Origin of the sequence: Dyella sp. GSA-30, from assembly GCF_027924605.1 — a bacterium.
GTDB lineage: Bacteria > Pseudomonadota > Gammaproteobacteria > Xanthomonadales > Rhodanobacteraceae > GSA-30.
The window spans coordinates 1,035,967-1,060,258 of sequence record NZ_AP027042.1; the positions used below are offsets into that span (position 1 = coordinate 1,035,967).

The 24,292-nt window shown below is 62.7% G+C and carries 23 protein-coding genes; 11 read left to right on the plus strand and 12 right to left on the minus strand.

Features of this window, described 5'->3' with window-relative positions; translation table 11 throughout:
* Positions 1–16: 16 nt before the first annotated feature.
* Positions 17–886, minus strand: a complete 870-nt coding sequence (locus QMG46_RS04610) for a LysR family transcriptional regulator (protein ID WP_281851309.1) — start codon at positions 884–886, stop codon at positions 17–19.
* 106 nt (positions 887–992) lie between these two features.
* Here QMG46_RS04610 and QMG46_RS04615 point away from each other — a divergent pair, with 106 nt between their 5' ends.
* Positions 993–2,516 carry an MFS transporter gene (locus QMG46_RS04615; RefSeq protein ID WP_281851310.1) on the plus strand — a complete coding sequence of 508 codons (1,524 nt, stop codon included), beginning with the start codon at positions 993–995 and terminating at the stop codon, positions 2,514–2,516.
* Between the two features lie 6 nt (positions 2,517–2,522).
* Here QMG46_RS04615 and QMG46_RS04620 read toward each other — a convergent pair whose 3' ends face one another.
* Positions 2,523–3,110, minus strand: coding sequence for a TetR/AcrR family transcriptional regulator (locus tag QMG46_RS04620; protein ID WP_281851311.1), 588 nt, complete (start codon positions 3,108–3,110; stop codon positions 2,523–2,525).
* Positions 3,111–3,191: 81 nt separating this feature from the next.
* Positions 3,192–3,503, minus strand: coding sequence for a hypothetical protein (locus QMG46_RS04625; RefSeq protein WP_281851312.1), 312 nt, complete (start codon positions 3,501–3,503; stop codon positions 3,192–3,194).
* A gap of 99 nt (positions 3,504–3,602) precedes the next feature.
* On the opposite strand from QMG46_RS04625, the gene QMG46_RS04630 reads away from it, so the two are divergent.
* Positions 3,603–4,223 (plus strand): TetR/AcrR family transcriptional regulator, encoded by a 621-nt coding sequence (locus QMG46_RS04630; RefSeq protein WP_281851313.1) that lies wholly within the window; start codon positions 3,603–3,605, stop codon positions 4,221–4,223.
* Between the two features lie 22 nt (positions 4,224–4,245).
* Here QMG46_RS04630 and QMG46_RS04635 read toward each other — a convergent pair whose 3' ends face one another.
* Entirely contained in the window at positions 4,246–4,905 is a 660-nt protein-coding gene (locus QMG46_RS04635; RefSeq protein ID WP_281851314.1) for a CPBP family intramembrane glutamic endopeptidase, read from the minus strand.
* Positions 4,906–4,915: 10 nt separating this feature from the next.
* On the minus strand, positions 4,916–5,479 hold the full coding sequence (locus tag QMG46_RS04640; protein ID WP_281851315.1) for a TetR family transcriptional regulator: 564 nt from the start codon (positions 5,477–5,479) through the stop codon (positions 4,916–4,918).
* A 271-nt stretch (positions 5,480–5,750) separates the two neighbouring features.
* Here QMG46_RS04640 and QMG46_RS04645 point away from each other — a divergent pair, with 271 nt between their 5' ends.
* From QMG46_RS04645 to pgaD, 5 genes are all read left to right on the plus strand, one after another.
* On the plus strand, positions 5,751–7,178 hold the full coding sequence (locus tag QMG46_RS04645; RefSeq protein ID WP_281851316.1) for a nicotinate phosphoribosyltransferase: 1,428 nt from the start codon (positions 5,751–5,753) through the stop codon (positions 7,176–7,178).
* 242 nt (positions 7,179–7,420) lie between these two features.
* Positions 7,421–9,469, plus strand: a complete 2,049-nt coding sequence (gene pgaA / locus QMG46_RS04650; RefSeq protein WP_281851317.1) for a poly-beta-1,6 N-acetyl-D-glucosamine export porin PgaA — start codon at positions 7,421–7,423, stop codon at positions 9,467–9,469.
* A gap of 3 nt (positions 9,470–9,472) precedes the next feature.
* Positions 9,473–11,329 carry a poly-beta-1,6-N-acetyl-D-glucosamine N-deacetylase PgaB gene (pgaB, locus tag QMG46_RS04655; protein ID WP_281851318.1) on the plus strand — a complete coding sequence of 619 codons (1,857 nt, stop codon included), beginning with the start codon at positions 9,473–9,475 and terminating at the stop codon, positions 11,327–11,329.
* Between the two features lie 2 nt (positions 11,330–11,331).
* Complete coding sequence (gene pgaC / locus QMG46_RS04660) at positions 11,332–12,582, plus strand: poly-beta-1,6-N-acetyl-D-glucosamine synthase (RefSeq protein ID WP_281851319.1); 1,251 nt, start codon at positions 11,332–11,334, stop codon at positions 12,580–12,582.
* Positions 12,579–13,079 (plus strand): poly-beta-1,6-N-acetyl-D-glucosamine biosynthesis protein PgaD, encoded by a 501-nt coding sequence (pgaD, locus tag QMG46_RS04665; RefSeq protein ID WP_281851320.1) that lies wholly within the window; start codon positions 12,579–12,581, stop codon positions 13,077–13,079. Before pgaC ends, pgaD begins: the two co-directional genes overlap by 4 nt.
* Before the next feature lie 87 nt (positions 13,080–13,166).
* On the opposite strand, the gene QMG46_RS04670 is transcribed toward pgaD, so the two are convergent.
* A complete protein-coding gene (locus QMG46_RS04670; protein ID WP_281851321.1) occupies positions 13,167–13,910 on the minus strand; it encodes an MHYT domain-containing protein in 744 nt (247 codons plus the stop codon).
* 35 nt (positions 13,911–13,945) lie between these two features.
* Entirely contained in the window at positions 13,946–14,698 is a 753-nt protein-coding gene (locus tag QMG46_RS04675; RefSeq protein WP_281851322.1) for a 4-vinyl reductase, read from the minus strand.
* A 348-nt stretch (positions 14,699–15,046) separates the two neighbouring features.
* Between QMG46_RS04675 and QMG46_RS04680 the strand changes: the two genes are divergently transcribed.
* From QMG46_RS04680 to QMG46_RS04690, 3 genes are read left to right on the plus strand one after another with little or no spacing between them, the layout of a single operon-like run.
* Positions 15,047–16,057, plus strand: a complete 1,011-nt coding sequence (locus tag QMG46_RS04680) for a two-component system sensor histidine kinase NtrB (RefSeq protein WP_281851324.1) — start codon at positions 15,047–15,049, stop codon at positions 16,055–16,057.
* Between the two features lie 21 nt (positions 16,058–16,078).
* The gene (gene ntrC / locus QMG46_RS04685) at positions 16,079–17,452 is read left to right on the plus strand and encodes a nitrogen regulation protein NR(I) (RefSeq protein ID WP_281851325.1); all 1,374 of its coding nucleotides are present in this window, start codon (positions 16,079–16,081) and stop codon (positions 17,450–17,452) included.
* 12 nt (positions 17,453–17,464) lie between these two features.
* Positions 17,465–17,929 (plus strand): GNAT family N-acetyltransferase, encoded by a 465-nt coding sequence (locus tag QMG46_RS04690; protein ID WP_281851326.1) that lies wholly within the window; start codon positions 17,465–17,467, stop codon positions 17,927–17,929.
* Between the two features lie 88 nt (positions 17,930–18,017).
* Here the strand turns inward: QMG46_RS04690 and QMG46_RS04695 are convergent, their stop codons facing one another.
* A complete protein-coding gene (locus tag QMG46_RS04695; protein WP_281851327.1) occupies positions 18,018–19,151 on the minus strand; it encodes a hypothetical protein in 1,134 nt (377 codons plus the stop codon).
* A 118-nt stretch (positions 19,152–19,269) separates the two neighbouring features.
* Here QMG46_RS04695 and QMG46_RS04700 point away from each other — a divergent pair, with 118 nt between their 5' ends.
* Positions 19,270–20,553 (plus strand): acetyl-CoA C-acetyltransferase, encoded by a 1,284-nt coding sequence (locus QMG46_RS04700; RefSeq protein ID WP_281851328.1) that lies wholly within the window; start codon positions 19,270–19,272, stop codon positions 20,551–20,553.
* A gap of 4 nt (positions 20,554–20,557) precedes the next feature.
* Here the strand turns inward: QMG46_RS04700 and QMG46_RS04705 are convergent, their stop codons facing one another.
* The 4 genes from QMG46_RS04705 to QMG46_RS04720 all read right to left on the minus strand — a co-directional run bounded on the left by QMG46_RS04705 (position 20,558) and on the right by QMG46_RS04720 (position 24,226).
* The gene (locus tag QMG46_RS04705) at positions 20,558–22,483 is read right to left on the minus strand and encodes a phospholipase D-like domain-containing protein (protein ID WP_281851329.1); all 1,926 of its coding nucleotides are present in this window, start codon (positions 22,481–22,483) and stop codon (positions 20,558–20,560) included.
* 16 nt (positions 22,484–22,499) lie between these two features.
* The gene (locus QMG46_RS04710; RefSeq protein ID WP_281851330.1) at positions 22,500–22,958 is read right to left on the minus strand and encodes a YceI family protein; all 459 of its coding nucleotides are present in this window, start codon (positions 22,956–22,958) and stop codon (positions 22,500–22,502) included.
* 122 nt (positions 22,959–23,080) lie between these two features.
* The gene (locus QMG46_RS04715) at positions 23,081–23,554 is read right to left on the minus strand and encodes a SixA phosphatase family protein (RefSeq protein ID WP_281851331.1); all 474 of its coding nucleotides are present in this window, start codon (positions 23,552–23,554) and stop codon (positions 23,081–23,083) included.
* A 39-nt stretch (positions 23,555–23,593) separates the two neighbouring features.
* Positions 23,594–24,226, minus strand: coding sequence for a nucleotide-binding protein (locus QMG46_RS04720; protein ID WP_281851332.1), 633 nt, complete (start codon positions 24,224–24,226; stop codon positions 23,594–23,596).
* Positions 24,227–24,292 lie beyond the last annotated feature (66 nt).

A 24,292-nucleotide genomic window follows, 5' to 3' on the forward strand; every position in this document is an offset into this window, starting at 1 on the left:
GAGCGGAGTAGCTGTCCTAACGACGTCCCGCCGCCAAAGGCGTCGCATCCAGATCCTGAAGCAGCTTGCCGAACTCCATCGCTGCTGCTGTTTTGCCACCAGTACTCCATAGCAAAGTGAAGTCGGCATCCGAAAGCGGCGGCAGGCCGTAGCTGCCGTCGACGATGCGCATGCCCGGCTCCACGTCATCGCGCGTCATGATGGTGATAGCCAGTCCGGAGAGCACCGCCGCGCGAATGCCTTGCTGGCTTTGCGATGTGAAAACGACATGCCATTCGACCGCCTTGCCATCCAGTGCAGCCAATCCGACCTGTCGGTTGATGCACGGTGCCGGGAAGAAGGCGAACGGTAGTGAGGCACCGGGCGGGACATCGAACGAATCGGCGGCCACCCAGACAAATTGCGTTCGCCGCAGCGCGGTTCCTTCGTCGCTGTCCGGTGGCGTCATCACCACCGCGAGATCGAGCTCGCCCGCCTTGATCATCGGCAACAAGTCCAGATTCATGCCGACGCTGACATCGAGCCGCACGGAAGGAAACGCGCGGCTGAACTTGCAAAGCAAGGTGGGCAGGCGGTCGCCCATGAAGTTCTCGAGCACACCGAAACGCACCACGCCGGAGATAGGCGACGGCCGGAACCGCTGCGCCATGCTGTCGAAGGTATGCAGGATGCTTTGCGCATAGCGCAGGAAATCTTCGCCGTCCTCGCTCAGCGTCAATGCGCGCGTCGTGCGAAACAGCAACTGCCGCCCGACCTGTTCTTCCAGCTTGCGGATCTGGTGGCTCACGGCCGACTGCGTCAGGTTGAGGCGCTGCGCCGCACGGGTAAAGCCGCCGGTTTCCTTGACGGCGACGAAGGCGCGCAAGAGGGCGGGGTCGAAGTCCATGGCGGGCTATAAATGATGGGTTCTAATGAATAGCACAAAATTAAATCATTTCCATCATGCTTCGGGCGCGCCGACAATCGCCTTCCCCGTCCCTCCGGTGAAGCCCATGGCCCGTAGAAACGCCGTCGCTCTGGTAGCCATCTGCCTGGCTGCGCTCATGTTCGGCCTGGAGATCTCCAGTGTCCCGGTGATCCTGCCGCACGTGGAAAACGTGCTGCACACCGATTTCAGCAGCGCGCAGTGGATCATGAACGCGTACACCATCGCCTGCACCACCGTGCTGATGGCCGCAGGCACCCTGGCCGACCGCTATGGCCGCAAGCGCCTGCTGCTTATCAGCGTGCTGCTGTTTGGGGCGACGTCGTGGATATGCGGTCTGGCGCCGAATGCATCCGTGCTGATCATCAGCCGGTTTTTGCAGGGCATGAGCGGTGGCGCGATGGTGATCTGCCAGATCGCTGCCTTGTCGCATCAGTTCCAGGAAGGTCCTTCGCGCAGCAAGGCGTTTGGCGCCTGGGGCATCATTTTCGGCGTCGGGCTGGGTTTCGGACCGATCATCGGTGGCGCCATCGTCGCTTTGTCGAACTGGACCTGGGTGTTCCTGATCCAGGTGCCGCTGGCGGCGATAACCACACTGCTCATTGCCGGCAGCGTGGACGAGTCGAGCGATCCGCAGGCCAAGGCGTTGGATCTGCCCGGCATTGTCACGCTGTCGCTGGCGGTATTCGGCCTGACGTTCTTTATCACCCAGGGACCCAGCCTGGGTTTCGCCAGCAGTATCGCTATCGTAAGCATCGTCGTTGCCGTCTTGAGCTTCCTCGCATTTCTCTACGCGGAAAAGCGCAACGCGCATCCGATGTTCGACTTCTCGGTGTTCCGCATCCGCGCATTCTCCGGTGCGCTCTACGGCTCCATGGGCATGAACTTCAGCTTCTGGCCGTTCATGATCTACCTGCCGATCTACTTTCAAAGCGCCCTGGGCTACGGCGCTATTGCCGCCGGCACATCGCTCCTGGCGTACACGTTGCCGACATTGGTGATTCCTCCGTTAGCCGAGCGCCTTGCGCTGCGTTATCAACCACGCATCGTTATTCCAGCGGGGCTTTTCACGATCGGTCTCGGCTTCATGCTGATGAAGCTGGGTAGCGGTGTGGATCACGCCAGTTGGCTGAGCCTGCTGCCAGGTTGCGTGCTGGCGGGAGTCGGTCTTGGTCTGACCAATACGCCGGTGACCAACACGACCACGGCCGCCGTACCAACAGCGCGAGCAGGTATGGCGTCGGGCATCGATATGAGCGCGCGGTTGATCACCTTGGCGATCAATATCGCGCTCATGGGTTTCGTGCTGCTGGAGGGGATTCTCTCCCACCTGCGGGGCGTCGCGGATGCCTCCATCGACACATCACAATGGCATGACGTGGCCGCGAAGATCGCCGCAGGCAATCTGCTGCCGGGCGCTCAAGCCATCTCCACCGAGATCGCGCACGCCGCACTGGTGCACGGCTTTGGCTGGGTGATGCTTTATGGCGGATGGGGCGCGTGGCTGTTGGCCGCCGCAAGCTTTGTCACTTTCGGTCAGACGAAAGAACCGGCACACGTATCGATCGCTTGCACATCGAAGCCGGGCTGATACTCGTTACATCGCCCCGTGCGCAGTGGAAAGCTCGAACACCGCCGCTGAAAGAATCTCCTTCGACAAGGCCGGATCGTCGACCGCACGCGAAAGCACCAGCGCCCCCATCATCTGCGAGAACGAGGCCAGCGCCTTGCGCCTGCGCACGGCGCGGGTGCGCCCGGGTAGCAGGGCGGTGAGTTTGTCGACGAGCGATTCCACGCCGTGCTCGAAGGTCTTGCGTATGGTGCTGTTCTGACGCGCAGCATCCGCACCGAGCGCGGCAATGCTGCAACCTTTGCCGCTGGCATCGCGATGGGCTTCGGACAAATACATCTCCAGCAACCTTGTCAGCGCGGCATGGGCGCTATCACCGTCGCCGATGGTGTGGTCCCAATAGCCAGCGCCGCGCGCCAGCGCTTTTTGGCTGGCCTGATCGATCAGATCGTCTTTCGATTCGAAGTGACGATAAAAACCGCCATGCGTCATGCCGGCGGCTTTCATGATGTCGGCAATGCCGATGCCATCGAAGCCTTTCTCGCGAAACAAGGTGCCGGCCACATCGAGGATGCGCTCGCGATTCTCGGCAAACTGTTCGCGGCTGACTTTCATGGCGGACTCCGGACGGGTATGTATCAACAGATTATATGACGGGTATCATCATTAAAAAGTCGATGCCGTTCTTGTCCGCCGCTAAGCCTCGCCTCGTTCCCGCATGACCTTGCCGAAATGCAGCGCAGCGAAACAACCCAGGGCAACACCGCCGACGAGCATCGCGATGAAGTCCGCATTCCAGCCGTAGCTGATCGAAGCGTATTGCAGCAGCACCAGGCCAGCGACGAGGTTGAATGCGCCCCACAGGAAATTGACGATCGGGCGGGAAAAGCCGACACCGTGCGGTTTGGCAAATGGCGACGGAAAGCCCTTGCCCTGCAGGCCCGCCACCAGGTGCGGCAGGCTGTTGCACAGGAAAGCGCCGGCGAAGAACGAAGCAACGATGTGCATGATGTGCACCGATTCGAAGATCAGGACAGGCGGCCAATGGCCGTCGAAGGAAGTCAGGCGTAATATGCGAGGGTACACTCGCAAAACGGATTGTTGAGGATGCCCTCGCAAAAGTCAAATGCCCCAGCGGCCGAGGCCGCTCGCCCCGCCAAGCGCGAGCGCGGCCGTCTGCGCGTCGCAGCCATCCTGGAGGCGGGAGCACAGGTGTTCGCCGAGAAGGGCTATGAGGCGGCAACGATGACCGAGATCGCCGCCCGGGCGGAGACTGCTATCGGTTCGCTGTATCGCTTCTTTCCGTCCAAGGAATCGCTGGCCGATGCCTTGCTGGAGAGTTACGCCGACCTAGCCGTGGCCAGCCTGACGACCATGCAGTCACAAGCCGCGACATGGACATCGCGACAGCTGGCCGATGCGCTCGTCGACTTTGTTCTCGCATTGCAGAACAAACGCCAGTTCGTACTTGCCTTGCTCGACGCGCGTGCAGGCGATCGACGCCTGTTGTTTCGCGCGTCGATGCGTGCGGGCATTGCGGCGATCCTGCGATCAGCGATGCCGAGCCTGACCAGCGCGAAGGCTGAGACGATGGCGCCCGTGCTTATCGAAGTGCTGAAATCCGTGGCCGCCTTGTCGAGTACGGAGCGGAAATCCTCGCAGCGTTGGCTCGGCGAGCTACGCGACCTGGTGCAGGCATATCTGGACCAGGCGGCAGTGGAGAGGTAGTTCAACGTATGCGATGGGTGGTTCAAAGCATCGACGCAGCGTCGACGATAAAGTGCGCGAGAATGTTTATCCATAGATTGCGCCGCCACAGATAGAGCAGGGTGAGCGCGATACCGCCGATGCCAGCTATGGCCAGGTGCTCCCAGCCCCAGGTAGGCACATGGTCGAACATGAATATCGCGCACGAAACACTGGCGGCGATCTTGCGGCTGCCGGTCAGTTCGCGCAGGCGCTCCATCGCGTAGCCGCGAAACAGCACTTCTTCCGACACCGCCGCACGTACCGTGGAAATCAACCGCCACCAGAGCGGCGTGGCGGCGAGCTGGTTCATGCCTTGCGACAGATCCCAGTGCAGCAACGGGCAGATCAGGTAATACACGCACGCCAATACGGCGAGTATGGCGATGCCGGCGCCGATGCCGATCGCGATATCGCGAGCTCCGGGGCGCCGAAAGCCGATCGAGGAGAGTGGCCGGCGTTCCACGCGGACGACGTAAACCAGCATGCCGGCGATGTAGATCCACCAGATGGCTTCGTTGGTGATCAGGTGGCGCACATTGGCGAATTCGTCGATCCACAGCGAGAACGGCAGGCTGACGATGCCTAGCGCAAGCAGCAGGCCAAGCCCTATCTGCCAGCGCGAGCGTGCCGGCAGCGCACCCGGCAGGGTAGTGGTGGTCATGCACAATTCCTCAAGTCGCATCAGCCGTGCTGTAGGCCTTGTTGGCGATACGCAGAAATTCGCGTAATGCCTTGGTAGTGCGTGCGCGATCGCCGGTCTGCAGCACCTCCAGAAACAGGCCGTCGAACACGGCGCCGCACAAGGTCGCCAGCGCCGCGCGATGCGGCGTGGACGGGAGCGTGCGCTCGATATGCTTCTGCCAATCGAGCGCATTGCGCTGCAGGTACTGCGCATACGTCGCCGGATTCTGGATGGCCAGAATCTGCAGCTCGTAGAGCAGCTTCAGATAAGGGAAGTTGCGCTCGTGCAGTGCCCATTGCCAGACCCGCTCCAACAAAGGTGTATCGCCACGCGCCGGCTGCTCGGCCAGTGCGGCGAGCGAATCGTGCAGATGCCGCTGCATGGCGTCGAGCACTTCGGTCAACAGCCCCTCCTTGGAGCCGAAGTGATAGATAAGCAGCCGCGCGCTGGTTCCGACGTCTTCGGCCAACGGCCGCAACGACAGTTCCGACAGCCCGTTCTGCAGCAAATGGGCTATGACGGCGTAGAGGAGTTCCTGCTTTTTATCGCGCATGAAACGATCGTTACATGTAACGATCGTTTCAGTCAAGCGCCCGTTTTCGCTCACCTGCGAACCCCTCCCTACTCGTCATCCCGGCGCAGGCCGGGACCCAGTGGCTTCGGTCTCCGGTTTTCGCGATAGAGCAGATGCTTATTGGCTCTCGCGATAATCGATCGCAAAGCCACTGGATCCCGGCCTGCGCCGGGATGACGATAGAAGAAACCGAGGTGGATGGAATGACCTCAGACCGCCGGTAATATCAAGACGCGAAGGAGCTCCCGTCATGTATTACCTCGACAATCTCATCCTCAACACGGACAGCTACAAGGCCAGCCACTGGCTGCAATACCCGCCTGGCACCGAGAAGACCTTCTTCTATGTCGAATCGCGCGGCGGCCAGTACGACAGCACGGTATTCTTCGGTTTGCAGGCGATCCTCAAGGAATACCTGAGCCGCACGGTGACTCACGACGATGTGGACGAAGCCTGCGATTTCTCCGCCGCCCATGGCGAGCCATTCAACGAAGCCGGCTGGCGCCGTATTGTCGATGTCCATGGCGGCAAGCTGCCCCTGCGTATTCGCGCGGTGCCCGAAGGCAGTGTGGTGCCGACGCATCAGGCGCTGGTGACGATCGAGTCGACCGACAACGAGGCGTTCTGGCTGCCTAGCTACCTGGAAACGCTACTGCTGCGCTTGTGGTACCCGGTAACCGTGGCAACCGTGAGCTGGCAGGTGAAGCAGATCATCAAGGGTTTCCTTGACCGGACCAGCGATGAGCCGGAAGCACAGTTGCCCTTCAAACTGCACGATTTCGGTGCGCGCGGTGTCTCCAGCCTGGAGTCGGCCGCGCTCGGTGGCATGGCACACCTGGTGAACTTTAAGGGCACGGATACCGTGTCTGGCGTGCTGGCTGCGCGACGCTACTATCACGAGGACATGGCCGGCTATTCGATTCCTGCAGCCGAACACAGCACGATCACCAGTTGGGGACGCGAGAACGAGGTCGAGGCGTATCGCAACATGCTTGCGCAGTTCGCCAAGCCAGGCAGCCTGGTCGCGGTGGTGTCAGACAGCTACGACATCTATCGCGCCATCAGCGAACACTGGGGTAAGACCTTGCGCGACGAGGTGATCGCCTCGGGCACCACGCTGGTCGTGCGCCCGGACTCGGGCGAGCCGGTCGAGGTGGTGCACAAGTGCATGACCCTGCTGGACGAAGCCTTCGGCAGTACGGTCAACGCCAGGGGCTACAAACTTCTCAAGCATGTGCGTCTGATCCAGGGTGACGGCGTCAATCCGACCAGTATTCGGGCGATCCTCGAGCGCATCACGGAGGCCGGCTACGCTGCCGACAACATTGCCTTCGGCATGGGCGGTGCGCTGCTGCAGCATATGAATCGCGACACCCAGAAATTCGCGCTGAAGTGTTCGGCCGCCCGCATCGACGGTCAGTGGGTCGACGTGTTCAAGGCGCCGGTCACCGATAGCGGCAAGACATCGCAGCGCGGCCGCCTCACCTTGCTGCGTCACCGCGAACACGGCACATACAAGACCGTGGCCGTACCCACGAATATCGATGACATCGATGAGCTGCCCTTACCGGCGGGTTGGGAACACGCCCTGGAAACCGTCTGGGAAAACGGCGAGCTGGTGCGCGATTGGCATTTCTCGGAAGTACGTACACGCAGCCAGCTGAGCAACCTGTCCTAATGGCTGTATTCGTGAACCTCTTCACATGTGAAGGCGAGCTCGTCCACATTTCGCGCACATCCGAACCCCCACGCTGACGTGCATATAGGCGCCTTTACATGGGGCGGCATCCAGTTTGCGCCGCCCACGTCTGCTCCGCCCATGCGTGAAGGGGTTTCCCATTGGCATAAAGCTTGCGTTCTGCCTGTTCCACACACATCACCTCCCGCGGTCTTTAGGCGGGACAGCGATCTGGAAGGGGCATGCAGACGGTTAACTGGAAACGCGCGCGGATAGCACTGGCCATCGTGCTGACGCTATACGGCATAAGTGACGCAGTTGGGGCCCAGGCGGGTGCCGACCGCGACAGTCTGCTTGCGCGTGCGCGCGCCGAACGCGATGCCGGTCATCGGCTGGAGGCTCTGTCGATTTGCCAGGACGTCCTGGCTCGCTGGCCGAACGACCGCGACGCGCGCGAGCTGAATGTGCGGCTGTTGTCGGATATCGGTGCGTCCATGCGCGCCCGCGAACTGGCGGTCCAGCTTGACCCGCCTCTGACTCCCCGCGACAGGGCCGACCTTCAGGCCGATGCCGCTTCGCGTGAAATCCGCTGGGCGAACGGTGAGCCGGCCGATCCGGGCCAACCCTATGCCGAAGCCGACCAGGCAGTGACCGAGGTGCGCCAGCTGGCTGACGATCCGGCGCAACCGGAAGAGGTGCGCCATCGTGCGCGCCTGGACTTGCTGGTCGCACTCGATCAAGCCGGTCGGCCGGATGAAGCCCTGGCCGTCTATGCACCCATGAAGCAGGCCAATCTGGCGCTGCCCGCCTATGTCGAGCGCGCCGTCGCCGACGCCATGTTGCAGAAACATCGTCCGCGCGAAGCCGCCGCCCTCTATGAGGACAGCATTCGCCAGGATCCGGGCCCGTACGACAGTGGCGAAACCGACCCGCGCATCGGCCTGATGTACGCCTATCTGGATGAAGGCGAAACCAGCAAAGCGTATGCTGTTATCGACAAACTGGCTGCGGACGAGCCGCAATGGCTACACGTTGCCGGCATCCGCGCGGGGATCCAGAACCCGCGCAAGGTCGATGCCGATCTGAACGCCGCGACCTTGCGCGAGTACGTCGGCATACCCGGTGAAGCCTACGATCGACTGAGTGCGCTCAGTGCCGAGGCGCCAGCCAATGCGCAACTACGCCGCGAGTTGGGTCTGGCCGAGCTGGCGCGTGGCTGGCCGCGTCGGGCCGAACAAACCCTGGCGATCGCCGGCACGCTGGACGAACGCGATGTCGGTGCGGACCTGGGCGAAGCCGAGGCGCATCGTGCCTTGAACGAATACGGCGATGTCGACGCGGATATCGCCCAGGCCCAGGCGCAGGCCGGCCGCAGCGGCCGCGTCATCAATGCGGCCGAGGCATGGGAGCGCCAGCGCGGCTGGCAGTTCGATATTTCGCACGACCAGGGCCGCGGCAGCTCGCCGGATTTTGGCGACCACGATCAGGAAACTCTGGCCACGCTGGCCAGCCCGTTGATCGACGATCACTGGCGGGTACTCGCCTTGGCGCGCATCGATTCGGCGGCGTTGCCCGAAGGCGATGTGCGCCGCGATCGGCTCGGCATCGGCCTGCGTGGTTACGCACGTGGGCTGGAGGTCTATGTACAGGCGCTGCCCTCAGTCGACAACTATGTCGGTCGCACCGCACTGGAAGCCGGCGCCAATTGGGCGATCAGCGATCATTGGTCGGTCGCCGCCGACTGGAGCAGCGCCGGTGCCGATGTGCCGCTGCGTGCGCAGTACTACGGCATCACCGGCAAGACGCTCAATACCTCGTTGCAATGGCGACGCGATGAACTGACCTCGGCCAAGCTCACGCTGTATCGCGGCCGCTTCACCGACGACAACTTGCGCAAGGGTTGGGACTTCACCTTTCTGCAGCGTCTGTACACCGCGCCTAACCTTACGTTCGACGGTGGTGTGGAAGTCGGCGGTTCGCGCAACAGCGAAACCGATCGGCCGTATTTCAACCCGCCAAGCGATCGCTCCTATGCGCTGACTGGCCGTTTCGAGAACCTGTTCAGTCAGTACTACGCACGCACCTGGACGCAGCGTTTCGATGTATCGGTGGGCCGCTACAACGAACGTGGCTATGCGTCGGACTGGATGTTCAGCGCGCGCTACGGTCAGTATTTTCAGCCACGGCTTGGCCTGCGTTTCGGCTGGGGGCTCGCCTGGCACAACCAACCGTACGATGGACGGCGCGAATCACGCGTCGTGCTCGACCTGTCGATGCATTGGGGGGAATGACCGATGCGTCGCCTGCTGCTCACATTCGTGTTGTCGATGATCACTTCGGTAGCGATGGCTGCGGCGTCCGCGCCGGCTCATCCGACGCTGATCGTGCTTGCCTATCACGATGTTCGCGACGACGTCGGTACGCTGGCCGATCGCGATCCCGACGCCACCAGTACCGATCATCTGATTTCGCACTTCGACTGGCTCAAGGCCAACGGTTATCACGTTGTCAGCCTGCAGGACGTGCTCGATGCCGAGCAGGGCGTGCGTCCGCTGCCCAAGGATGCGGTGCTGCTGACCTTCGACGATGGCCTGGAAAGTTTCTACACCCGCGTCTATCCGCTGCTGCGTGCCTATGACTATCCGGCCGTGGCGGCGCTGGTCGGCTCGTGGATCGATCTGCCGGCCGGCAAGAAGATGGCCTATAACAGTGGCGACTGTACTCGCGAATGCTTCCTTACCTGGGATCAGGTGCGGCAGATGCAGCAGTCGGGGCTGGTCGAATACGCCTCGCACACCTGGGGCTTGCACGAAGGTATCCAGGGCAACCCGCAAGGCAACTCGATGCCGGCCGCAGTCACGCTGCGCAACGATCCCAAGGCAGGCTACGAAAGCGAAGAGGCCTATACCGCCCGCATCCGTGCCGACCTGCGCCATAGCGCCGATGAGATCGCCGAGCACACCGGCACACGTCCGCGCGCGATCGTGTGGCCCTATGGCGCATACACACGCGTCGCGACCAAGGTGGCCGCGGAAGAAGGCATGCCGGTGTCGATGAGCCTGGGCGACACACTGCCGACCCTGCAGGCCGGCCGTACCATTCCGCGCCTGCTGGTCAGCGGCAACATCACCGCCAATCGTCTGGGCTGGTTGCTGCGCCATCAATCGCGCATCGATCCGGTGCGGGCGGTACAGGTCGATCTCGACTATGTCTACGACCCCGATCCGGCACAGCAGGAGCGCAATCTTTCCGCGCTGCTCGATCGCATCAAGCGACTGCATCCCAGCCAGGTGTGGCTGCAGGCCTATGCCGATCCGACCGGCAGCGGCGTGGCCGAGTCGGTGTACTTTCCCAATCGCCACCTGCCGATGCGCGCCGATCTTTTCTCGCGTGTGGCATGGCAACTACGCACACGTGCCGGGGTACGTGTCTACGCATGGCTGCCGGTATTGGCATTCCGCTTTCCGGATGCCAGGGACTTGCCCGCGCTCGGCGTCGGCGACGGTGATGTATTCCGGCTGGCGCCGTGGGATCCACGCGTGCAGCAGATGATCGGCGATGTCTACGAAGACCTCGCCCGGCATGCCGACGAAGCGGGCCTGTTGTTCTCGGACGACGCGATCCTGCGCGATAGCGACAACCTTGGCCCTTGGGCGAACAAGTCACCCGCCGAGAAAACCGCGGCGCTGGTGGATTTCACGCACGCGCTGACCGAACGCGTGAAGCGTTGGCGGCCGCAGGTACGCACGGTGCGCAATATCTTTGCGCGCCCCATTCTCGATCCGCGCGGCGAAGCGTGGTTCGCGCAAAGCCTTCCGGCGTTCCTCTCCGGCTATGACATGACCGCGGTGATGGCGATGCCGCAGCTGGACAAACAACCCGATACCGATAGCTGGTATCGCGCATTGATTGCGCGTGTGGCGGCTACGCCGGACGCGCTGGAACACACCTTGTTCGAGCTGGCTACCTACGACTGGCAGACCCGGCAACCGGTACCCGATCAGGTGCTGATCGATCGCACCCGGTTATTACAGGCAGCCGGCGCGCGCCATATCGGCTACTACCCGGACGACTTCATCAAGGACCATCCCAAGCGCGAAGCGATTCGTCCGTCGATATCAATCTCCGACTATCCGTACCCGGAGAAATGACCATGAACGGAAGCATCCAGCACGCTCTGCTTGAATTCGCCTTCTTCTATCCGTTGATCATGTCGCTGATCTGGATGAGCGGTGGCGTGATTTATTTCCTGCGCTGGGAACGCAAGGAGCCTTTGCGCATCAAGCCGCCGGCCATGGGTTCCTACCCCATGGTGTCGCTGATCGTGCCTTGCCACAACGAGGGCGAACAGGTGCGAGAGACGATCGCGCATCTGGCCGGGCAGATCTATCCCAACTTCGAGATCATCGCGGTCAACGACGGCTCCACCGACGATACCGGCGAACAGCTCGACCAGTTGATGGATGAATACCCGAAGCTGCGCGTGCTTCACCTGGCCAGCAATCAGGGCAAGGCGATGGGGCTGCGCGCGGCGGCGCTGGCCTCGAACGCGGATTTCCTGGTCTGCGTCGATGGCGACGCCTTGCTCGACAGCTATGCCACCCAGTGGCTGGTGATGCATATGCTGGAAAGCCCGCGCGTGGCGGCGGTCACCGGCAACCCGCGCATTCGCAACCGCTCCACCTTGCTCGGCAAGCTGCAGGTCGGCGAGTTCTCTTCCATTATCGGCTTGATCAAGCGCGCCCAACGCGTGTACGGGCGCATCTTTACCATCTCGGGCGTGATCGCCGGTTTTCGAAAGAGTGCACTGCACGACATCGGTTACTGGAACACCGATATGGTGACCGAAGATATCGACGTCAGTTGGCGCTTGCAGATGCGCCACTGGGAAATCCGTTACGAACCCAACGCGCTCTGCTGGATCCTGATGCCGGAGACGCTGCGTGGTCTGTGGAAGCAGCGCCTGCGCTGGGCGCAAGGCGGTTCGGAAGTATTGCTGCGTTATGGACCGAGCCTGATGCGCTGGCGCCAGCGGCGCATGTGGCTGGTGGCCACCGAATACCTGATGAGCCTGTTGTGGTCGTATGACATGGCGCTGATCGTCACGCTATGGGTGCTCGGTCACTTCATGACGCTGCCGCCGTCCTTGCGCGTGGATACCCTGTTGCCCGAATGGCATGGCGTCGTGCTCGGCGTGATCTGCCTGTTGCAGTTCCTGATCAGCCTGCTGGTCGACCGCCGCTACGAAACACGCATCGGCCGCAACTACTACTGGATGATCTGGTACCCGCTGGTCTACTGGATGCTCAACACGGCGACTTCCATCGTGGCGTTGCCCAAGGCCTTGCTCAAGCGCAAGGGCACGCGCGCCGTCTGGGTCAGCCCCGATCGAGGTGTTCGATGAAAGCCGAAGCCATCGTCATTCAACGCCCGGAGCGGCAGCGCCCGGTGCAACGCGTACTATTCGGTTTCATCACGGTGATTGCCTGGGTGATCTGGGCATCGCTATGGCTGCCGCTGCTGACCGCGCTGGCCTGGGCGATCGGGCTGGGCGATATCTATGTACAGCTCAATCTCGGCCATCCACTGCAAAGCGGCGGTGACCTGGACATCGTGCTTTATGCGGCCGTGATCTGCGTGGTGATCTTCTGCTCGTGGTCCGCCTATAACCATCTGCGTTTTTCCGGCAAGCAGAAGCGCCGCGGCAATAACCCGGTGAGCACGGCCGAGACGGCCAAGGCGATCGGCGCATCGCTGGATACGGCGCTGATCATGCAGGCTCAGCGGCGTTCGGTCGTGCAGTTCACCGAGGACGGCTTCATGTCGGTGACGAGAACCCCCCTCGCCCCAGCCCTCTCCTCCGGCAAGCCAGGGGAGAGGGAGCAAAGCGCGCAAGGTTGAACTGTTACCTCAGTCGGCTCCCTCTCCCCTGGCTATGCCGGGGGAGAGGGTTGGGGTGAGGGGGGCTCTTGCTCCACCCTCAAAACATCAGATCTCGATCTGCGCCCGCTGCTGTTGCCGCTTCAAGGTAATCATCAGCACCACGCCCAGCAACAACGCCACGATCAGAAAGATCGCGAGACCAAAATCCCCGCCCTCGATCCCCGTAGCCAAGACCTGGCTGCCATCGTGTTGAATCTGCGCAGCCTCCATACCGGTGTAATGCATACCGCTGACCGCCACGCCCATGATCAACGCGCTGGCCAGCATGGGCAGCGTCCCACGCATCTTGAATGCCAGCCACAGGGCAGCAATCGAGGCGATCACCGCGATGCCGACCGAGATCGCAACGATGTTCATGTCGTAGTGAATCGTTGCAGGCATCTGCATAGCCGCCATGCCGGTGTAATGCATGCCCGCCACGCCGACACCCATCAACAAACCGCCACCGACAAGTTTCAACGAGGTAAAAACGCCATTGCCGACGATCGCCAGCCCGGCCATGCACGAACCGATGGCGATGACGGCCGAAAGCGCGGTAAGGCCGACGTCATAAGACACCGCCATCGGCATCTTGCAGGCGAGCATGGCGATGAAATGCATCGCCCAGATCGCCCCGCCACCCATCGCCGCGCCGGCGGCAAGAACGGCTTTGTTGCGCGCACTTCCTGTAGGCGCTGCGGGAATGGCAATGGCCAACTGCAGTGCGGTGAACGAGCCGAGCACTGAGACGACGTAAGACAACGCGGCAAGCAGCGGATCGAGTTCGCAGTGAATCATGTGTTCGTTCATAGGTCCCCCTGAAGACCTGGTGATATCGCGTACGGTCAGTCGACCGGCGTAAACGTAAACGTGCATCGCGCCGCGCCGAGGTTGCGGCAGGCGGTTTCTTCGACGTCGACCTTGCCCAGATGGCCTGGCTCGTTGAGCAAGCCTTCGAGACAACCTCGCAGAAAGTGGCAGCTGGTGCCGTGATGCAGGCCAGTACCGCAGAACGGACTGTCCTTGACCACAAGCGTGCCATCGACGAGCTCGCACGAGCGTAAGCTGCGCATCGCCGGCAAAGCGATCTGCTTGACCGAATCGGCAAGATTCATGCGCGCGCCCAGCGCGTAGTCCCGCTTGAACATCCATGCGCCCAGTCGCGTACCCGCGTAGCGGGAGGCCTCATCGAGATACTCGGGTGAGATCTCGCGTTCGAAACCCACCACCAGCGGCAGCACTTTCGGGAAATGGCGCGCGAGCTCGGGCAGCAAGGCCTCGACTTCACGGATATATGCATCGTCGGCTCGCGCCGCTTGCCTGGGCTTTTGCACGGGAGCCACCGGTGGCGCAATCGCCTTGCCACCGAGCATCGACGATTCGAAGCTTTGCGCCAGCGGATGCGCACTCAGGCGTTCGCTCAACGTAGAAAGATTTCGCTCCGGCCCACGCACCGCCAGCGTCAGCAACACGCCTTCATCGGTGTGTGCCGTACGCGGACGCAACAGCGTGTAGCCGCAATTCATGACGATGCGCCCGAGTTCGAGCAACAGGCCTTCGCGACGCTCGGCAGTAATCCTGAATTCGACGTCGATCATGGCGTGTTATCTCCATGAGCCGACGCGCACGCGACACGGATCGCCCACGGCGACCGTTTGATTCCATAACGCATGTGCTGTTTCCCCTGTCTTCTTCCGACGAGCCGCAGGCGCGCCAAGTACGGTCCGGCCTTTGCAGGTGCCGTCGCTTGCGGTACATCGATCCCTATGCCGCTTGTTTTGTTGCTTGAGAGGATTGTAGCTGTATACAAGTACAAATATGCAAAAAAGTGAAGCGTGTCACATTTTATTTTTGTTATATCTGATCGTAAGAGTTGCAGGGAATGCAGTATCGACAGATCGAGCAAAGCCATTGCACCACTCCGGCGCATTGCCCATTATTGGGGCATGGATCTCGCAACCTGGCGCAACTGGGCAGAACAGATGACCACGGGCCTGGCCCTGGTCGACGCGCAGCTGCGGGTGGAGTGGATCAATCCGGCGCTGGCGGAGCTGCTCGATATCGGTCCGCGCAGTGCCGTCGGCCAGCCGCTTGGCTTGTTGTTGCGCGAACCGTCCTGGCTGGATCACGCCGAGCGGGTGCTGGCCGAACAGGGCGGGATGCAGTTGCGCGGGGTGGCGCTGGTTTCCGCGCGTGGCAGCGAAGCGCTGGCCGATCTGAGCCTGCAGCCGCTCGGTCCCGAACGTGTATCGGTCGAAGTGCATGCGCTGGCGCCGGTAGCGGCAACGGCATCGCCTTTGTCAGCGACCCTGCGCGGCTTTGCGCATGAGGTGAAGAATCCGCTCGCCGGTTTGCGCGGTGCCGCACAGCTACTGCATCGGCGTGTTCACGACGAGGACCTGCAATCGTTGGCGGGGCTGGTAATTGCCGAAGCAGATCGGTTGACGGTGCTTGCCAACCGTCTGTTGAATCACGATGGTGCGCCGCATCTCGCGCCGGTCAATATCCACGAACGGCTGGAACGGCTGAGCGATCTGCTGCAAGCCGAGCCGACGCCGATCCGTTTGCGCCACGATTACGATCCCAGCCTGCCCGACGTGGTCGGCGATGCCGATCGCATCCAGCAGCTGTTGTTGAACCTGGCGCGCAACGCGATCGAAGCCGGTGCAACCACGCTCGGTCTGCGCACGCGCGTCGAACACGGCATTCGCCTGAGCGAACGTACCTTGCGCACTGCGCTGCGCGTCGATGTGATCGACGATGGCCCAGGGATTCCACTGGCGCTGCGCGACACCTTGTTTGAGCCACTGGTCTCCGGCCGTAGCGACGGCAGTGGATTGGGGTTGGCACTGTCGCGCGAAATTGCCCGCGATCATGGCGGCGAACTGCGCGTTGTCAGCCGCCCGGGCGAAACCGTGTTCAGTCTTTATCTACCGCTGGAGCGTACGCATGACTGACCGCGTATCAGGATGGACATGATGAGCAACGATATCTGGATCGCCGACGACGACCGCGGCGTGCGCTTTGTGCTCGCCGAAGCACTGCGCGATGCCGGGCACAGCGTGCGCGAATTCAGCGATGTGGCTTCGGTACGCGCAGCGCTCGGCGAGTCGCGCCCTGCGTTGTTGATTACCGATGTCCGTATGCCGGGCGAAGACGGCCTGGGCTTACTGGCCTCGTTGCAGACGCAAGGCATCGGGCCGGTCATCGTGATGAGCGCGTTTACCGATGTGGCGACGACGGCGGCCGCCTATCGCGCCGGTGCGGTGGACTATCTGGCCAAGCCGTTCGATCTGGATCAGGCGGTGGTTGCCGTACAACGTGCACTGGCGCAGACGCCGCTGTTGCCGGTGGTGGCGCAAGAGCCGGTGCCAGCGCATGCGCTGCTTGGCGAAAGCGCGGCGATGCGCGAAGTGTTTCGCCTGATCGGCCGCATTGCCGCCAGTGACTTGAATGTGTTGATCACCGGCGAAACCGGTACCGGCAAGGAACTGGTGGCGCGTGCATTGCACGAAGAGAGTGCGCGGCGCGATCGCCCTTTCGTCGCGCTCAACACCGCGGCGATTCCCAGCGAGTTGCTGGAGAGCGAGCTGTTCGGGCACGAAGCCGGTGCATTTACCGGCGCGGCGCGACGTCATGCCGGCCGGTTCGAACAGGCCGAGGGCGGCACGCTGTTTCTCGATGAAATCGGCGATATGCCCCTGGCTTTGCAGACTCGCTTGCTGCGGGTGCTGGCCGGCGGTGAGTTCTATCGTGTCGGCGGGCGCGAGCTGATCCGCTGCAATGTGCGCATTGTTGCGGCCACGCATCAGGACCTGGATGCGCGCGTATCGGCAGGCCAGTTTCGCGCGGACCTGAAGCATCGTCTTGATGTGGTGCGCATCACGCTGCCGACCTTGCGTTCGCGTCGCAGCGATATCCCGTTGCTGGCGCGCCACTTTATCCAGGTGGCGGCCAAGCAGCTGGGCCTGCCGCCCAAGCGTTTTTCGCGCGCGGCACTGAAAGCGATCGAGCAGCGTGATTTTCCGGGCAATGTGCGCGAGCTGGAAAATCTCTGCCGTCGCCTCGCGGTCATCGCGCCGGGCTCGGAGATACTGCCGGCCGATCTTGCCGATTCGACGGCGCCCATCCGCAACGACTGGACCGATGGTCTGCGCGATTGGGTCGAACAGGCACTGGCCGCAGGCGAACACGATATCCATGGCCGTGCGCGCGAAGCCCTGGACAAGACCTTGCTGGAAGCGGCCCTGGCCGCGCATGACGGGCATCGCCAGCATGCGGCCGCCGCGCTCGGCGTCGGTCGCAACACACTCACTCGCAAACTCGGCGCGTCGCGTACGCGTCGTTCGTAAGGAACCTATGTCATGAGCAAGATCATCGTCCGCGCCGCCACGCGCGCCGATCAGGCCCATATCGCTGCGTGGAATGCGGCGATGGCCTGGGAAACCGAAGCGAAGCGGCTGGATCCGGAGACCTTGGAACGCGGTGTGCTGGCGATCTTCGACGAACCGCGCCGCGGGTTTTATCTGGTTGCCGAGCATGAAGGCCGGCCGGTGGGTTGCCTTATGGTGACCTATGAATGGAGCGACTGGCGCTGCGGGGATTTCTGGTGGATTCAGAGTGTGTATGTGGTCGAGTCCGCGCGCCGGCTAGGGGTGTTTCGTGCGCTTTATGAGGACGTCGCCAGGCGCGCGAAAGCGGCGCATGCGGTTGGTTTGCGGTTGTATGTGGAGACCGAGAACGAGCGGGCGCAGGCGACGTATGACGGGCTGGGTATGAAGCGCTGCCATTACTTCATGTACGAAACGGAATTTCCGTTGCAATCGTAACCGTGGGTCGCGACTGAAGTCGCTCCTACAAGCTAGCGATGCTTTCCCAAGTTTGTAGGAGCGACTTCAGTCGCGACCGCACGCCACATCAGTGCAGCGGCGTCGCCGGCGCACCAAGCCGTCCTTGTGCATCCAGCACCACGCGCCCCAACGCATGCAGGTCGGCAGCGGTTCCGTAGCGCTCCGCCAACAAGGTCGCCAACGCACCCAGCGACTGCGAAGCCAGCGGGTAACCATGTGCCAGCGCGCGCGCCGCACCACCCTCACCGCGTTGGGCAACGGTCAGTGCCACCACGCCCAGGCCCGGGGCTTCGTGCACAAACAGGGCGGGCGGGTCGAAACCCGGGTCGACCTCGGCCAGATGCTCGATCAAACCGCCTTCGATCGCTTCGACGTTGTTGCCTTCAAGCCGCAGCGGCACGCCATGCGCATCGAGCAGGGCGGCGTACTGGCGCAGCTCGAACACGATGCCGGCCAGATCATGGGCGCGCTGTGCGGACTCCGAAGTCTGGCTCCGCAACCACGCATCGGGTGACTGCGCGTGGACTTTGCCCTCGGCGTAGCGCAGCGGCAGGCCGCGGGCGCTCATCGTCGATTCTTCGCGATACGGCGTGAGCAGCGCGGCTTCGAGCAGGATCCACAGCGGCGCCAGATTCACGTGCTCGTACTGCACGCAGGTCAGCGCCAGGACATCGTTACGGCTGAAATAGCGCACATGTTCCAGCGGGATGCCGAGCTGGCGGATCAAGGCGTCGCTGGTGCGCTGGCCCGCCTCGCCGCGACCGACCAGTTCCACTTCGAGCTGCTCGCTCAGCGACTCGGCCAGGGCCTCGGGCACCAGCAGGCTCAGCGGCAGGAAGCGCATCGGGCCATCGGCGTAGGTGAGGTCCGGTTCCAGCGGCTGCGCCGGCATGCGGCCTTCGTGGCTACCGAAGGCCACCACGTTTTCCAGATGGCCGCGCGGCACGCGCCGTGCCAGCTCGTCCAGCGTGGCCCATACCGGAAAGCCCGGGCGCAGCAGCTCCGCCGCATCGAACAAGGCACCGGCCAGGGCAAGTCGCGCCTGGGCCACTTGAGGCACCAGCTTGTGGAGATCCTCGGCCACATGCGCAGCCAGTTCGGCAGCCTCGTCGCGGCTCAGGCTGAGGCGCGCGGGTGTTTCGCCGGTCGATATCTCGACCGCCAGCACGATGGGCAGGGCAACCAGCGTTTGCGCTTCCAAGGAGGTTTCCGAACGGTAAAGAACCAGAATTCTAACATCTGTGCGTTTTGGGCTTCCGCCGCGCGCCTTAGCGGGTTAGCCTTAACGATCAGCAACGCTTCGTCGGACCGCTCCGTACATGGAAAACACGCAAAAGCGCGTCGGTGTGATCGGTGGTGTACGCATTCCGTTCTGCCGCAATAACACGGCCTATGCCGATGTCGGAAATTTCGGCATGTCGGTCAAGGTGTTGGGTGCCCTGGTCGAACGTTTCGGCCTGCATGGCGTCGAGTTGGGTGAGGTCGCGATGGGGGCGGTGATCAAGCACTCCTCCGAGTGGAACCTGGCCCGCGAGGCGCTGCTTTCCTCGGGACTGGCCCCGACCACGCCCGGTATCACCACCGCGCGCGCCTGCGGCACCTCGTTGGACAACGCCATCATCATCGCCAACAAGATCGCCGCCGGGCAGATCGAGGCCGGCATTGCCGGTGGCTCGGACACCACCAGCGACGTACCGATCGTTTTCAGCGAACGCCTGCGCAAGCGCCTGTTGGCGCTCAACCGTGCCAAGTCCTTCCAGGACAAGCTGCGCGCCGCCACGCGCGGGTTTTCGTTCAAGGAGTTGAAGCCGTCCTTCCCGGGCGTGGCCGAGCCGCGTACCGGCAAGTCGATGGGTGACCATTGCGAGCTGATGGCGCGCGAATGGCACATCAGCCGCCAGGCGCAGGACCAGCTGGCGCTCGACAGCCATCACAAGCTGGCGGCGGCCTATGACGCCGGCTTCTTCGAGGACCTGGTGGTCCCGTTTCGCGGCCTGAAGCGCGACGGCTTTCTGCGTCCCGATTCGACCATGGAAAAATTGGCCACGCTGCGCCCCGCGTTCGACAAGAGTTCGGGCCAGGGCACGCTCACGGCCGGCAATTCCACCGGCTTGTCCGATGGTGCCGCGGCCGTTCTGCTCGGCTCCGAAGCCTGGGCGTCGTCGCGCGGCCTGAAGATTCAGGCCTACCTGCGCGATGCCGAGGTCGCGGCGGTCGATTTCGTGCATGGCGAGGGCCTGCTGATGGCGCCGACCATCGCCGTGCCGCGCATGCTCAAGCGCCACGGACTGAGCCTGCAGGACTTCGACTTCTACGAAATCCACGAGGCCTTCGCCGCGCAGATGCTGTGCACGCTGCGCGCCTGGGAATCGGCCGATTACTGCAAGAACCGTCTGGGCCTGGACGCGCCGCTCGGTTCGATCGATCCGGCCAAGCTCAACGTGTATGGCTCCAGCCTGGCCGTCGGCCATCCGTTCGCCGCTACCGGCGCACGCATCGTCGCCACCCTGGCCAAGATGTTGGAGCAGAAGGGCTCGGGGCGGGGGCTGATTTCGATTTGTACCGCCGGCGGGATGGGCGTGACGGCGATTCTCGAGCGGTAACGACTCAGAGCACGCCCTGCACGCCCGCACCGAATGCCGTAATCACCCGCGTATAGATCAACTTTCCCGATAGCGCGACATCGGGAAAGTCGCCCACCGGTTCATAGCAGGCGAAGAACCCCGGGTCGCTGGGGCGCATCGGCGTACATCCCGCCTTGAGGTCGTAGCTGGTGGCGTAGCGATAGGGCCACAGATCGAACAGCGGCAGGCTCTCGGAGATATCGCTCATGAACTCGTTGATCTCGCCCAATACGGGAATGGTCGGTTTGCGCGGCGCGATCACCCATGCATTTTCCGGCCGCGTATTGCTCATGATGTCGCTGCGCAGCTGGTCGGCGAAACGGCGGTCATAGACGATCACGCCGGCTTCGGTGTTGTAGTGGTCCGAGCGTGGGTCGAAGTTGTGCGAGCCGACCATGGCGAAATTGTCGTCGACCACGATGGACTTGGCATGCAGGCCGAAGCGGCGGCCTTCGCTGGAGATCGGCGCGGGACGGTTGCTGCGTGCACTGCCGAGCAGGGCGCGGCTTTCGGTGTTGCGGATCAGCGCAGAGCGTCGACGGCTCCCGCTTTTGCCGCTGCCGGTTTGTTGTTCTGGCGGTAACGCACCATCGTCGCTGCTGGCATCGGCGTTGGCTTCGACGGCGCTCTCGGCGTGCGGCTTCATTTCGTAGATTTCGAAACCGTAGCTCTTCAGATAGGGCTTGCGGTGCTTGTACGACAACGCATAAACGGCAAAGGCATCGGTCGACGCGAGCGAATTGGTCGATACCACGATGCGTGGCGGTGACGCGCTTTCGTGCAGGCGCTTGAAGATATTCTGCGCACGCTTACTCATGACCAGATACGGCGTCTGCAGCACCACCTCGTGTTGCGCGCCGCTGACCAGGCGCATGACGCGCGCGGTAAATTCTCGCGCATCGCGCTTTTGCGGTTGCTGGGTCTTGGCCGGCAGGTCACTGAAGTACTCCACCTGTCCGGTGCGCAGGCTGTCGGCGAGAATATTGTCTTCGATCCAGTCGTTGTCGCCAGCCTCGTCCAGCACGCGTGCCACTCGCGAGGGATGCTCGTAGTGCGGCGTGGGCCAGGTGACGGGGCCGGGGGTGTCGAGAATGCGCCGGTTGACGTCGCGCAGTTGGGTCAGCGGCTTGGAACGCTTGTGTTGCCAGAACATGTCGAAACTCTGCGCCATAGCCTTGGCGGCGGCACCGCCAACCAGCACGTCGCGGTCGAGGTAGTTGAAGTCGTTGTCCCAGTTGAAATAGCGGTCCTGATAATTGCGTCCACCGGTGATGCCGATGCTGCCGTCGATCAGGATCAGCTTGTTGTGCATGCGCTGGTTGAACTTGAGAAAGCAGCACACGATGCTGGCGGCAAATTCCCACGGCGGCGTCTGCGCCTTGTGGAAGGTCGGGTTGTACATGCGTACTTCGAAATCGCTGTGCACACGGGCGAGGCGGCTGAGCAGGTCCAGGTCGTTGAACGAGGACAGCTGGTCGGCCAGGATGCGGACCTTGACCCCGCGCCGAGCGGCCTTGACCAGTTCATCCAGCACCAGCTGGCCCGCATCGTCCTGGTCCCAGATATAGGTCTGTATATCGATCGATTGCCTGGCGCCGCGAATCAGGTTGAGGCGCGCCACCATCGCCGGTTCGCTATCGCCGAGCAGGGCGACCACGTTCATGGGCTGGGCGTCGGTGGACTCGGCCATCGCGGCCTGAGCGGCATCCAGCAGCGACGACGGCGCGGCGCAATGATCGGGACGATCGCAGGAAACGGTGCGGTCGACATCGGCGGTGACGATCGCGTTGGCCTTGATCACGCGCGCACGCGACAAACTACAGCCCGATAGCAGGCTGATGGCGGCAAGCAGGGCGAAGAAAAAAAGGTGACGCTGTCGCATGGGCGTCATGATAGAGGCTTTGCTCATGAAACCCGCGCGGGGGCTATGAGCTTTCCCGATCGAGTTCGATCAGTAACCCAAGGTCGACCCGGTCCGATACGGCGGTGCGATGGCCGCTCATGTTGAAGTCGCTGCGCTGGATGCTGCCGCGCAGTTCGATGGCGCAGCTGTGTTCGGAGTCGAGCTTGCAGTGCGCGGGCAACATCTGAAACACCGCTGGCTGGGTAATCCCGCGCAAGGTCAGCCAGCCATTGAGGTCGCCGCCTTCTTCAAGCTTGCTGACCGCGACGGGTGCGGAGACGAAGCGAATGGTCGGGTAATGCTCGGCATCGAAAAACTCCGGTGCCAGTACCCAGCGGCGAAAACGGTCCGAACCCATCTGCACGCTGTTGACGTCGATGCGCGCATCCACGGTGGCGACGTCGCGTTGGGTATTGAGGGTGACTTCTCCGCCGATCTGGTCGAAGCGGCCCGAGACCTGGCGCACCCAGAGTAATCGCACGCCGAATTCCGCGTGCGAACGTTGGCTGTCGATACGGAAATCCGCGGCCTGCACCCTGGATGCCGCACCAGTGCAGAGCACACCCGCCAGCATCAGGCTACGAAGGAGAGTGCCTTGACGTGTTACGGCGACCAGAAGGCGTCCAGTCGGGCACTGCCCGGCTCGAGCGATCCATGCAGATGCAATACGGCCAGGCCGGCCGGCGGCATACCGCGAAATTCGTCGGAACGTCCTTCCACAAGCAGGGCTACCAAGCGTTCGATACCGGGATTGTGGCCGACCAGCATGACAGTTCCCGCATCGTCGTGCTGGTCGAGCAGCGCGAGCAACTCGCCCGGCGTGGCGTCGTAGATTTCGTCGGCAATTTGCGACTCGGGTGCGTTGCTCATGGCCGCCAGGGCCAGCGTGGCGGTGGCGCGGGTGCGTTCGGAAGGCGAGCACAGCACGCGGTCGGGTTTGACGCCATGCGACAACAGCCAGGCACCGGCTGCCTTGGCTTCCTGTTCGCCACGGCCGCTCAATCGTCGCCCTTGATCTTCGCCGCCGGTTTTGGCCGGCTGGGCTTCGGCGTGACGCAACAGGATCAGTTCGTGCATAAGCTAACTCCGTGACCGGCAACCGCTGCCGGATGATTTTTATTGTTGGCGTTTGATCCAGCGCAGGATCGGCTTCCAGTCTTCCTGGTGGCCGCGTACCTGCTCGGAGTTGTAGTCGAAGATGCCTTTGCCTAGTGCGGTGAGCAACACGTAGGCCTGGCTGTCGCGCAACTGCGCAACGACCGGAAAGGGCGATTGTTCCTTGAGCTGCTCGACCGCGTCCTGGCTGGCACGGGTCCACGGCTTGAGCCGGTTGGCGATCAACCCGACCGGCAGCTTGCCGCGCTTGATACGGCTGATTTCCTTCAGGTGCGCGAGGAAGTCGAGCGTGGCGTCCAGATCGAACGGCGAGGGCAAGACCGGCACCAGCAGCACGCTGGCGTGCTCGATATACGGCTCCAGTTCGCGCTCGTGCGAGCCGGCGGGCGTGTCGATCAGTACGCGCTGGGTATCTTCGGGGAGCTTTTCGACCGCTTTGCGGCTGCCTTCGACGCCTAATACGCCGGGTACGTTCTCCGGCCTGCGTGCGGCCCAACGGAAGCTGGACTGTTGGCGATCCACATCGACGATAGCCGTGTGCTTGCCGTCCTGAGCCCAGTGCGAGGCCAGCTGGGTGACCAGCGTGCTCTTGCCGCAACCACCCTTGCTGCTTGCCACCAGCACGTTAAGCATGCGCCGCTCCGCCTTCTGGAAGGTTAGGGGGAAGGGTACACAGGCTTGACCGAATGGGGAACGGGC

Coding starts and splice junctions, on each gene's coding strand:
- QMG46_RS04675 (WP_281851322.1), bottom strand. CDS start 14,698: ATGATCGACGTCGAATTCAGGATTACTGCCGAGCGTCGCGAAGGCCTG.
- QMG46_RS04715 (WP_281851331.1), bottom strand. CDS start 23,554: ATGCACGAACTGATCCTGTTGCGTCACGCCGAAGCCCAGCCGGCCAAA.
- QMG46_RS04635 (WP_281851314.1), bottom strand. CDS start 4,905: ATGACCACCACTACCCTGCCGGGTGCGCTGCCGGCACGCTCGCGCTGG.
- QMG46_RS04630 (WP_281851313.1), top strand. CDS start 3,603: ATGCCCTCGCAAAAGTCAAATGCCCCAGCGGCCGAGGCCGCTCGCCCC.
- QMG46_RS04720 (WP_281851332.1), bottom strand. CDS start 24,226: ATGCTTAACGTGCTGGTGGCAAGCAGCAAGGGTGGTTGCGGCAAGAGC.
- QMG46_RS04640 (WP_281851315.1), bottom strand. CDS start 5,479: ATGCGCGATAAAAAGCAGGAACTCCTCTACGCCGTCATAGCCCATTTG.
- QMG46_RS04700 (WP_281851328.1), top strand. CDS start 19,270: ATGGAAAACACGCAAAAGCGCGTCGGTGTGATCGGTGGTGTACGCATT.
- QMG46_RS04690 (WP_281851326.1), top strand. CDS start 17,465: ATGAGCAAGATCATCGTCCGCGCCGCCACGCGCGCCGATCAGGCCCAT.
- QMG46_RS04705 (WP_281851329.1), bottom strand. CDS start 22,483: ATGAGCAAAGCCTCTATCATGACGCCCATGCGACAGCGTCACCTTTTT.
- QMG46_RS04620 (WP_281851311.1), bottom strand. CDS start 3,110: ATGAAAGTCAGCCGCGAACAGTTTGCCGAGAATCGCGAGCGCATCCTC.
- QMG46_RS04625 (WP_281851312.1), bottom strand. CDS start 3,503: ATGCACATCGTTGCTTCGTTCTTCGCCGGCGCTTTCCTGTGCAACAGC.
- QMG46_RS04645 (WP_281851316.1), top strand. CDS start 5,751: ATGTATTACCTCGACAATCTCATCCTCAACACGGACAGCTACAAGGCC.
- QMG46_RS04670 (WP_281851321.1), bottom strand. CDS start 13,910: ATGAACGAACACATGATTCACTGCGAACTCGATCCGCTGCTTGCCGCG.
- pgaA (WP_281851317.1), top strand. CDS start 7,421: ATGCAGACGGTTAACTGGAAACGCGCGCGGATAGCACTGGCCATCGTG.
- ntrC (WP_281851325.1), top strand. CDS start 16,079: ATGAGCAACGATATCTGGATCGCCGACGACGACCGCGGCGTGCGCTTT.
- QMG46_RS04680 (WP_281851324.1), top strand. CDS start 15,047: ATGGATCTCGCAACCTGGCGCAACTGGGCAGAACAGATGACCACGGGC.
- pgaB (WP_281851318.1), top strand. CDS start 9,473: ATGCGTCGCCTGCTGCTCACATTCGTGTTGTCGATGATCACTTCGGTA.
- QMG46_RS04615 (WP_281851310.1), top strand. CDS start 993: ATGGCCCGTAGAAACGCCGTCGCTCTGGTAGCCATCTGCCTGGCTGCG.
- pgaD (WP_281851320.1), top strand. CDS start 12,579: ATGAAAGCCGAAGCCATCGTCATTCAACGCCCGGAGCGGCAGCGCCCG.
- pgaC (WP_281851319.1), top strand. CDS start 11,332: ATGAACGGAAGCATCCAGCACGCTCTGCTTGAATTCGCCTTCTTCTAT.
- QMG46_RS04610 (WP_281851309.1), bottom strand. CDS start 886: ATGGACTTCGACCCCGCCCTCTTGCGCGCCTTCGTCGCCGTCAAGGAA.